This is a genomic window from Piscinibacter sp. (assembly GCF_050175855.1).
Lineage (GTDB): Bacteria > Pseudomonadota > Gammaproteobacteria > Burkholderiales > Burkholderiaceae_C > Piscinibacter.
On record NZ_JBFXIO010000211.1, the window covers coordinates 1 to 8,785 of the forward strand.

Sequence of the window (8,785 nt, forward strand, 5' to 3'; positions counted from 1 at the left end):
GCCCGTGGGCGACGCGTGCCTGCCTGGGCGGCCGAGCGCCGTGGAATGCAACCTGAGCATGGAGACAAGGATGACCGAGAAGATCCCGAGCGTGACGCAACCGGCTGCCGCAGCCGACACCCGCCCTTCCCGCCGCCGCTTCCTCGGCTCGGCGGCGGCGTCGCCGGTGCCGCGGCGCTGACCGCGCCGATGGTCTCGGTCGCGCAGTCGCCCATCGTGCTGAAGATGCAGGGTGCCTGGGGCGCCAAGGACATCTTCAACGAGATGGCCGAGGAGTACGTCAAGCGCGTCAACGAGATGGCCGGCGGCCGCCTGCGCATCGATTACCTGGTCGGCGGCGCGGTGGTCAAGCCCTTCGAGGTGATGGACGCCACCAGCAAGGGCGTGCTCGACGCCTGCCACGGCGTGCCGGTGTACTGGTACGGCAAGAGCAAGGTGGCTTCGCTGTTCGGCTCCGGCCCGATCAACGGCTGCGATGCGCCGCAGACCCTGGCCTGGATCTACCGCGGCGGCGGCCTGGAGCTCTACAACGAGCTGCTGAAGAAGATCAACCTCGACGTGGTCGGCTACTTCGCGATGCCGATGCCGACCCAGCCGCTGGGCTGGTTCAAGAAGCCGCTGAAGAACGCCGACGACCTCAAGGGCCTGAAGTACCGTACCGTCGGCCTGGCCGCCGACCTCATGCAGGAGATGGGGGTCAAGGTCACCCAGCTGCCCGGCGGCGAGATCGTGCCGGCGATGGACCGTGGCGTGATCGAGGCTTTCGAGTTCAACAACCCGACCTCCGACCGCCGCTTCGGCGCGCAGGACGTGGCGAAGAACTACATGATGGGCTCCTTCCACCAGGCCATGGAGTTCTTCGAGATCGCCTTCAATCGCAAGAAGCACGATTCGCTGCCCAAGGACCTGCAGGCCATCCTGCGCTATGCCGCCGAGGCGGCCTCGTCGTCCAACTGGTGGACGGCGATGGACAACTACTCGAAGGATCTCGACGAGCTGATCAACAAGGACAAGGTCAACGTGATCCGCACGCCCAAGTCGATCTTCGACGCGCAGATCAAGGCCTGGGACGTGGTCACCAAGAAGCTGTCCGACGAGGATCCGTTCTTCAAGAAGGTGGTCGACAGCCAGCGCGCCTGGTCCAAGCGCGTGGCCAAGTACATGTTCCTCAACGAGGCGGACTACCTCGTTGGCTACGAGCACGTGCACGGCAAGATCCCGGGCATGTCCTGATCGGCTGCGGGGGGCCGCTGCGGGCGGCCCGCCCCGATTCCACGAAGGGAGGCCCGCGCGCCTCCCTTCTTCGTGAGGAGTTCCCATGATTCGCGGTGTGATTCGCACCATCGACCTGCTCAACAAGTCGGTCGGCCATGCGTTCGCGTGGTGCATCGTCATCCTGACGCTGGGCGTCAGCTACGAGGTCTTCGTGCGCTATGTGCTGCGCGACCCGACCAGCTGGGCGTTCGACCTGAGCTACATCCTGTATGGGTCCCTGTTCCTCATGGCGGGGGCCTACACGCTGTCTCGCGGCGGGCATGTGCGCGCCGACGTCTTCTCCCGTCGATGGAAGCCGCGCACGCAGGCCACCGTCGAGCTGATCCTCTACTTCATCTTCTTCTTCCCCGGCGTGCTGGCGCTGGTGATCGCCGGCTGGGGCTACGGCCACGAATCCTTCGTGATCCGCGAGGTCAGCGTGAACAGCCCGGTCGGCGTGCCGGTGTGGCCGCTGAAGATGCTCATCCCGGTCGCCGGTGTGCTGCTGACCCTGCAGGGCATCGCCGAAGTGCTGCGCTGCCTGCTGTGCCTGAAGGAAGGACAGTGGCCACCGCGGCTGCATGACGTCGAGGAACTCGAAGCCCAGCTGATTCACGAGCACGCCGCCCCCGCCGAGACCTCCGGAGCCAAGTCATGACCAACCCCCAGCTCGCCCTGCTGATGCTGGGCCTGTTCATCTTCATCATCATGCTGGGGTTCCCCATCGCCTTCACGCTGATGGCGATGGGCGTGGCCTTCGGCTTCTACGCCTACTGGCAACCCGACCAGGCGTTCTTCGACAACCGCGTCTTCTACCTGTTCACCCAGAACACCTTCAGCGTGATGAACAGCGACATCCTGGTCGCCATCCCGCTGTTCCTGTTCATGGGGTACATGATCGAGCGCTCGAACATCCTCGACAAGCTGTTCCTCAGCCTGCAGGTGGCGTTCCGGCGCGTGCCGGGCGCGATGGCCATCGCCGCCCTGGTGACCTGTGCCCTGTTCGCCACCGCGACCGGCATCGTCGGCGCGGTGGTCACGCTGATGGGCCTGCTCGCCTTCCCGGCGATGCTCAAGGCGCGTTACGACCAGGGCATCTCGGCCGGCGTGATCTGCGCCGGCGGCACGCTGGGCATCCTGATCCCGCCGTCGATCATGCTGATCGTCTACGGCGCGACGGCAGGCGTCTCGGTGGTCAAGCTCTATGCGGCAGCGCTCATCCCGGGCTTCCTGCTCGCCGGCCTGTACATGGTCTACGTGGTAGTGCGCGCGGTGCTCAACCGGAACCTGATGCCCCCGCTGCCTGCGGACGAAGGGCGCATGGACTTCTTCTCGATGCTGCTGCTGCTGGTCAAGGCCTTCGTCCCGCTGGCCACGCTGATCATGGCGGTGCTGGGCGCCATCCTGTTCGGCCTGGCCACGCCCAGCGAGGCTGCCGCGATCGGTGCACTCGGATCGGTGCTGCTCGCGGTGGCCTACCGGGCGATGTCGTGGGGCAAGCTGCGCGAGGCGGTGTACCTGACGGCGCGCACTTCGGCGATGGTCTGCTACCTGTTCATCGGCTCGTGGACCTTCTCGTCGATCTTCAGCTACCTCGGCGGCGAAGCGCTGGTGAAGGAGTTCGTGCTCGGCCTGGACCTGAACACCGTGACCTTCCTGCTGCTGACTCAGCTGATCATCTTCGTGCTGGGTTGGCCGCTGGAGTGGAGCGAGATCATCATCATCTTCGTGCCCATCTTCCTGCCGCTGCTGGAGCACTTCAACGTCGACCCGATCTTCTTCGGCATCCTGGTCGCGCTGAACCTGCAGACCTCGTTCCTGACTCCACCGATGGCGATGTCGGCCTACTACCTCAAGGGCGTGGCACCACCCCACGTGCAGCTGGTGACGATCTTCAAGGGATGCCTGCCCTTCGTGTCGATGGTCTTCGTGGCCATGGCCCTGATGTACATCTTCCCTGGCCTGACCAGCTGGCTGCCCGAGCTGCTCTACAGCCGTTGACGACATGACCCTGGATACCGCCACCCTGGTCGCGCTGAGCGCGCGCGACGCCGCGCGCCGCATGGCGGCCGGAGAGTTCGCCGTGCGCGACTACGCTCAGGCGCTGCTGACGCGCGTCGACGAGGTCGAGCCACAGGTGCAGGCCTGGGCGCATCTGGATCGTGCCCACGTGCTCGCGCAGGCGGAAGCGGCCGACGAGCGGCACGCGCTCGGTGAGCCCGACGCGGCGCTGTTCGGCGTGCCCGTCGGTGTGAAGGACATCATCGACACGGCCGACCTGCCCACCGAGAACGGCACCGTCCTGCATGCGGGCCGCATGCCGCGGCGCGATGCCGCCGTCGTGCGGGCACTGCGCGCGGCCGGTGCGCTGGTGATGGGCAAGACGGTGACCACCGAACTGGCCACCTATGCCCCCGGCAAGACGCGCAACCCGCACCACCCGGGGCACACGCCCGGCGGATCCTCCAGCGGCTCGGCCGCGGCAGTGGCCGCCGGCATGGTTCCGCTGGCTATTGGTACGCAGACCAATGGCTCGGTGATCCGGCCAGCCTCGTTCTGCGGTGTGGTCGGCTTCAAGCCGAGCGCAGGAATGATCCCACGCACCGGCGTGCTGACGCAGTCGCCGCCGCTCGACGCGATCGGCGTGTTCGGCCGTGATGTGGAGGACGTCGCCTTGCTCGCGCAGGTTCTGGCGGGCCACGACGAGGCGGACCCGATGACGCGCTTGCGCGCCACGCCGCCGCTGCTGCGCACGGCGCAGGCGGAGCCGGCTCTGCCACCCACGCTGGCCTGGGTGGCGACCCCGTTCTGGGACCGCGTCGCACCCGATGCGCAGGCGGCCTTCGAAGAGCTCGTCGCGGTGCTGCAAGGGCGCATCGCGCCGTTCGAGCTGCCGCCGAGTTCGGCCGATGCGATCGGCAGGCACCGGCTCGTGATGGAGGCCGATCTGGCCGGTTCGTTCGAGGCTGAGTACGAACGCGGGCGCGAGCAGCTGTCAGCCTCGCTGCGCGGCCAGATCGAGCGGGGCCGGCAGGTGAGCGCCGTCGACTATCGGCGCGCCGTGGAGCACATCCCGGTGCTGCGTGAAGCCTTCGACAATGTCTTCGACAGCTTCGACGCCCTGCTCACGCCGGCGACCCTGGGCACGGCTCCGGCCGGGCTGGAGGCGACCGGCGATCCCCTGATGTGCACGCTGTGGACCTACCTGGGCCTGCCCTGCGTGACGCTGCCGCTGCTGCACGGCGAGAACGGCTTGCCGCTCGGCGTTCAGCTGGTCGGCCGGCACGGCGACGATGCCCGCCTGCTGCGCACCGCGATCTGGCTCACGCACCTGGTGCGGGAGGCAAGCTCGTGAACCGAATCAACCGTCGCTGGAGTCTTCGATGAAGCTGCTGTTCGGACTGCTGGGTGCGCTGCTGATGATCCTCTTCCTCGGCAGCATCATCATCAAGGTCAAGGAGGTCGCGCTCATCGGCGTGGTGGCCGTCGGGCTCGTGCTGATGCTGGTCGACCTCTGGCAGGCGCGCAACGAGAAGGACACTTGACGCTGTCGGGGTTCGCACCGGCCTGATCGGGGCCAGAATGCGGCCATGAACGCTGCCCCCACCGACCGCGCGCGGCTGGCCGCGCGGGTGGCCCGGCTCGAAGCCGGGCTGCTCGAGCGCGACACCGCCGTGCGGCTGGCGCTGCTGGCCGCGCTGGCCGGCGAACACGTGCTGCTGATCGGCCCGCCGGGCACGGCCAAGAGCGAGCTGGCACGGCGGCTGCACCGCGCCTTCGACGGCGCGCGCTACTTCGAGCGGCTGCTCACGCGCTTCTCCACCCCCGAGGAGCTGTTCGGCCCGCTGTCGCTGAAGGCGCTGGAGCACGACCGCTACGAGCGGCTCGTCGACGGTTACCTGCCCACCGCCAGCATCGCCTTCCTCGACGAGGTGTTCAAGGCCAACTCGGCCATCCTCAACGCCCTGCTCACGCTGCTCAACGAGCGCGAGTTCGACAACGGCAGCACGCGGCTGCACGTGCCGCTGATCAGCGTGGTCGGCGCGACCAACGAGGTGCCGGCCGAAGAGGCGCTGATGGCCTTCTACGACCGCTTCCTGCTGCGCGTGCCGGTGGCGCCGGTCAGCGATGCCTCGTTCGCCTCGCTGCTGGCGCTGCCCGCGGAAGCCACCGCCGACACCGGCGCGGCCGAGCCGATCACGGCCGGGGAACTGCAGCGCCTGCTCGCCGCGCGCGAGCAGGTCGCCCTGCCGGCCGAGGTGACGGCCGCGCTGGCGGCGCTGCGCGGCTTCGCACAGTCGCAGGGCATGGCCGTGTCCGACCGCCGCTGGCGGCAACTGGTGGGCCTGTTGCGCAGCGCCGCACTCGCCGAGGGCCGCGATGCGGTCGATGCGCTCGACCTCTGGCTGGTGCCCTACGTGGTGGCCGCGCAGCCGGCGCAGATCGACGCGCTGCATGGCTGGTTCGTGCGCGAGGTTGCCCAGGCCGAGCTGCAGGAAGCACCCTGGCTGACGCATGCGGTCGAGGCCTTCGAGAAGCAGCTCGAGATCGAGCTCTCGATGCCCGCCGAAGGCGGCGATGACGCCGCCGGCAAGCTGGCACTGGCCCGTTCCATCGGCGGCGCAAGCGAGGGCGGCATGCTGCGCATCGTCTCCGCTTCGCTCGAAGACGCGATGCGCCGCCGCTGGAGCCCGGTGCACGTGGCGGCGCGGCTGGCGCAGCTTGACGAAGTGGCGATGCGCGCGCGCGAGCCGCTGCCGGCGCTGCATGAGTCGCTGGCCGCGCTGGAAGCGGCGCTCGCCGGCCGTGTCTGGCTGCCGCCGTCGCTGGCCGCCACGCTGCGCGCCAACCGGCGGCACACGATCGGCCTGCTTGAATCGCTGCTCGCTCGGCTGGCGGCCGTGCGCGAAGGCTTCGCCGCCCTGCCGGTGGACGAAGCGCAGCCGGCCTCAGCGCCCGAGCCGATCGCCCTCGGCGCCTGAGTCGGGCGGCCGCATGCAGCCGCTGGACGCACCCTACGACCGCCTCGCGGCGCTGCCGCGCGAGCTGTGGCTGCCGGGGCTGGTCACGGCCTGCGGCGACAGCGCCGCGCGCCTGGCCGACCTGCGCGCCTGGCTCGACGCGCTCGACGCCGGCCGCCTACCCGACGCAGCGCACGACTTCGGCGACGCGGCCGCGCTCGCGCCGATGCGCGCGGCCATCGGCGAGCTCGAGCTGCCCGCGCTCGCGCGCGGCGTGCCCGCGCTGGCCGAGCAGGTGCTGCGCACGATGTGCTGGCACCTCGACCGCATCGTCGACCTGCAGCCGCGCCTGACGCGCGAGCGGGCCATCGCCGAGTGCGCCGAAGGCTTCCGCGCGGAATGGAATATCGAGAAGAGCGGCTGGGAAGAGGCGCTCGCGCTGATGCAGGGCCTGGGCGACCTCGCCCACCTGCGCTGGGACGAACTGCGCGGCCGCCTGACCGCGCGCGAATGGCGCGAGGCGCAGCGGCTGTCGGCCCTGCTCGCCCACCTGCAGCCGCTGGCCGAGCTGATCCGCGGCCTGGGCCGCGCGCACCATCATCCGGCGCGACCGCCGGCGCCGGTGGTCCGCCCCGTGCCCGACGACAGCCCGCTGCCACTGACCGAGCGCGAGACGCGCCTGCCCGACGCGCCGGGCGAGCTGATGGGCATCCGACACTCCGACCGGCTGGAGCGCATGCTCGGCAGCGAGGCCATGCAGATCCGCCATCCGGTGCTGCACAAGCTGTGGCGCGCGAAGCTGGCCGAGAGCCGGCTGCTCACCTACCAGAGCGAGGCGGTGCTGATCGACCTCGTGCCCGACCCGCACGGCCGCGCGCGCCAGCGCAGCGCGCCGCAGCCGGATCGGCTGGAGCGCGGCCCGATCATCCTCGCGGTCGACACCTCCGGCTCGATGCAGGGCGCGCCGGAGAACATCGCCAAGGCGGTGGTGCTGGAGGCGCTGCGCACCGCACACCGCGAGCGGCGCGGCTGCCTGCTGATCGCCTTTGGCGGGCCCGACGAGATCGTCGAGCGCGACCTGCGCCCCACCGAGCGGCCGCACGAAGGCATCGACGCGCTGTTCGCCCTGCTCGGCCAGAGCTTCGATGGCGGCACCGATGTGCAGGCACCGATCGAGCGCGCCGTGCAGCGCGTGCGCGAGGCGCGCTGGAGCAGCGCCGACCTGCTGATCGTCAGCGACGGCGAGTTCGGCTGCACGCCGGCCACGATCGAGCACCTGGAGGAAGCGCGCGGCGAGCTGGGCTTGCGGGTGCAGGGCGTGCTGGTCGGCGACCGCGAGACGCTCGGCCTGCTGCAGACCTGCGACGACATCTTCTGGCTGCGCGACTGGCGGCGCTTCGCCGGCGACACGCCGCAGCGCGAAGCCTTCGTGCCGGTGCACACCGCCAGCCTGACGGCGCTGTATTTCCCGAATGCGCTGAACGCACGGGCCGCAGCCACGGCCGCACGGAAGACGCCGTCTCGGCCGAACGACGAGCTGTGACAAGCTGATGCGGCGCTCCGCCGGCGTCACTTTTGGACACCGGCATGGCGCGCCGCTGCGGCATCGTTCGCGCCACAGGCCGCATCCACGACGGCCGAGGGAGTGTCATGCGCAAGACCCTGGAGGCCGCCGCTTCGCTGCGCGGCTTGTTCGCCGCGGCGGGTGCGGCCGCGCTGCTGGCCGCCTGCGGCGGCGGTGGTGGATCCGACACCGCGGCGCCGCCGGCCGCCGGATCGCCAGCGCCGGCGCCCGCACCAGCACCGGCCCCTGCACCTGGGCCTGCCCCGGCTCCCGCTCCCGCTCCCGCGCCGGCTCCCGCTCCCGCTCCCGCGCCGGCTCCCGCTGCCGCTCCCGCTCCCGCGCCGGCCCCGGCTCCCGCGCCCGCACCCGTCAGCGCGAGAGATGCCTGGCGGCTGGCCGACCAATCCACCTTCGGTGCCACCGAGGCGCTGGTCAGCGAGATCCGCACCCAAGGCCGTGCCGCCTGGCTCGCCGCGCAGATGAGCCGCTCGGCCTCGCGCTACACCGCGGGCAACGGCGACGCGATCCACAAGAACACCAGCAACACGGGCTTCTGCGACCAGGCCGCCTACGCCGGCCCCAACTGCTGGCGCGACTGGTACTCCAGCCAGCCGCTGGTGTGGGACTTCTACCGCAACGCCACGCAGAACGCCGACCAGTTGCGCCAGCGCGTGGCCTTCGCGCTGCAGCAGATCCTGGTCGTCAACAACCTCGACGTCGAGGGCACCTACGGCCTGCGCAACTACCACAACACGATGCTGGACAACGCCTTCGGCAACTACCGGCAGCTGCTGAAGAAGGTGACGCTGTCGCCGGTGATGGGCGACTTCCTCAACAACGCCAACAACGACAAGGCCGCGCCGAACGAGAACTTCGCGCGCGAGCTGCTGCAGCTGTTCTCGATCGGCACCTGCGAGCTCAACGCCGACGGCACGCTCAAGGGCGGCGCCTGCGCACCCACCTACAGCAACGAGACAGTGCGCAACTACGCCTACGCGCTGACCGG

The 8,785-nt window shown here is 70.0% G+C and carries 8 protein-coding genes; all 8 read left to right on the forward strand.

Annotation, left to right across the window (positions count from 1 at the left end):
- Window positions 1–189: 189 nt before the first annotated feature.
- Entirely contained in the window at window positions 190–1,233 is a 1,044-nt protein-coding gene (locus AB7U92_RS15885) for a TRAP transporter substrate-binding protein (protein ID WP_428578819.1), read from the forward strand.
- Between the two features lie 85 nt (window positions 1,234–1,318).
- Window positions 1,319–1,912 carry a TRAP transporter small permease subunit gene (locus AB7U92_RS15890; RefSeq protein ID WP_428578822.1) on the forward strand — a complete coding sequence of 198 codons (594 nt, stop codon included), beginning with the start codon at window positions 1,319–1,321 and terminating at the stop codon, window positions 1,910–1,912.
- A complete protein-coding gene (locus AB7U92_RS15895; protein WP_428578825.1) occupies window positions 1,909–3,255 on the forward strand; it encodes a TRAP transporter large permease in 1,347 nt (448 codons plus the stop codon). Before AB7U92_RS15890 ends, AB7U92_RS15895 begins: the two co-directional genes overlap by 4 nt.
- A gap of 4 nt (window positions 3,256–3,259) precedes the next feature.
- Window positions 3,260–4,609 (forward strand): amidase, encoded by a 1,350-nt coding sequence (locus tag AB7U92_RS15900; protein WP_428578828.1) that lies wholly within the window; start codon window positions 3,260–3,262, stop codon window positions 4,607–4,609.
- Between the two features lie 28 nt (window positions 4,610–4,637).
- Complete coding sequence (locus tag AB7U92_RS15905; protein WP_428578831.1) at window positions 4,638–4,799, forward strand: hypothetical protein; 162 nt, start codon at window positions 4,638–4,640, stop codon at window positions 4,797–4,799.
- A gap of 45 nt (window positions 4,800–4,844) precedes the next feature.
- Complete coding sequence (locus tag AB7U92_RS15910; protein ID WP_428578834.1) at window positions 4,845–6,236, forward strand: AAA family ATPase; 1,392 nt, start codon at window positions 4,845–4,847, stop codon at window positions 6,234–6,236.
- Window positions 6,237–6,249: 13 nt separating this feature from the next.
- Complete coding sequence (locus AB7U92_RS15915; RefSeq protein WP_428578837.1) at window positions 6,250–7,758, forward strand: VWA domain-containing protein; 1,509 nt, start codon at window positions 6,250–6,252, stop codon at window positions 7,756–7,758.
- Between the two features lie 107 nt (window positions 7,759–7,865).
- On the forward strand, window positions 7,866–8,785 hold a 920-nt coding region (locus tag AB7U92_RS15920; RefSeq protein ID WP_428578840.1), incomplete at its 3' end, for a DUF1800 family protein.

Coding starts and splice junctions, on each gene's coding strand:
- AB7U92_RS15890 (WP_428578822.1), top strand. CDS start 1,319: ATGATTCGCGGTGTGATTCGCACCATCGACCTGCTCAACAAGTCGGTC.
- AB7U92_RS15895 (WP_428578825.1), top strand. CDS start 1,909: ATGACCAACCCCCAGCTCGCCCTGCTGATGCTGGGCCTGTTCATCTTC.
- AB7U92_RS15910 (WP_428578834.1), top strand. CDS start 4,845: ATGAACGCTGCCCCCACCGACCGCGCGCGGCTGGCCGCGCGGGTGGCC.
- AB7U92_RS15885 (WP_428578819.1), top strand. CDS start 190: ATGGTCTCGGTCGCGCAGTCGCCCATCGTGCTGAAGATGCAGGGTGCC.
- AB7U92_RS15905 (WP_428578831.1), top strand. CDS start 4,638: ATGAAGCTGCTGTTCGGACTGCTGGGTGCGCTGCTGATGATCCTCTTC.
- AB7U92_RS15915 (WP_428578837.1), top strand. CDS start 6,250: ATGCAGCCGCTGGACGCACCCTACGACCGCCTCGCGGCGCTGCCGCGC.
- AB7U92_RS15900 (WP_428578828.1), top strand. CDS start 3,260: ATGACCCTGGATACCGCCACCCTGGTCGCGCTGAGCGCGCGCGACGCC.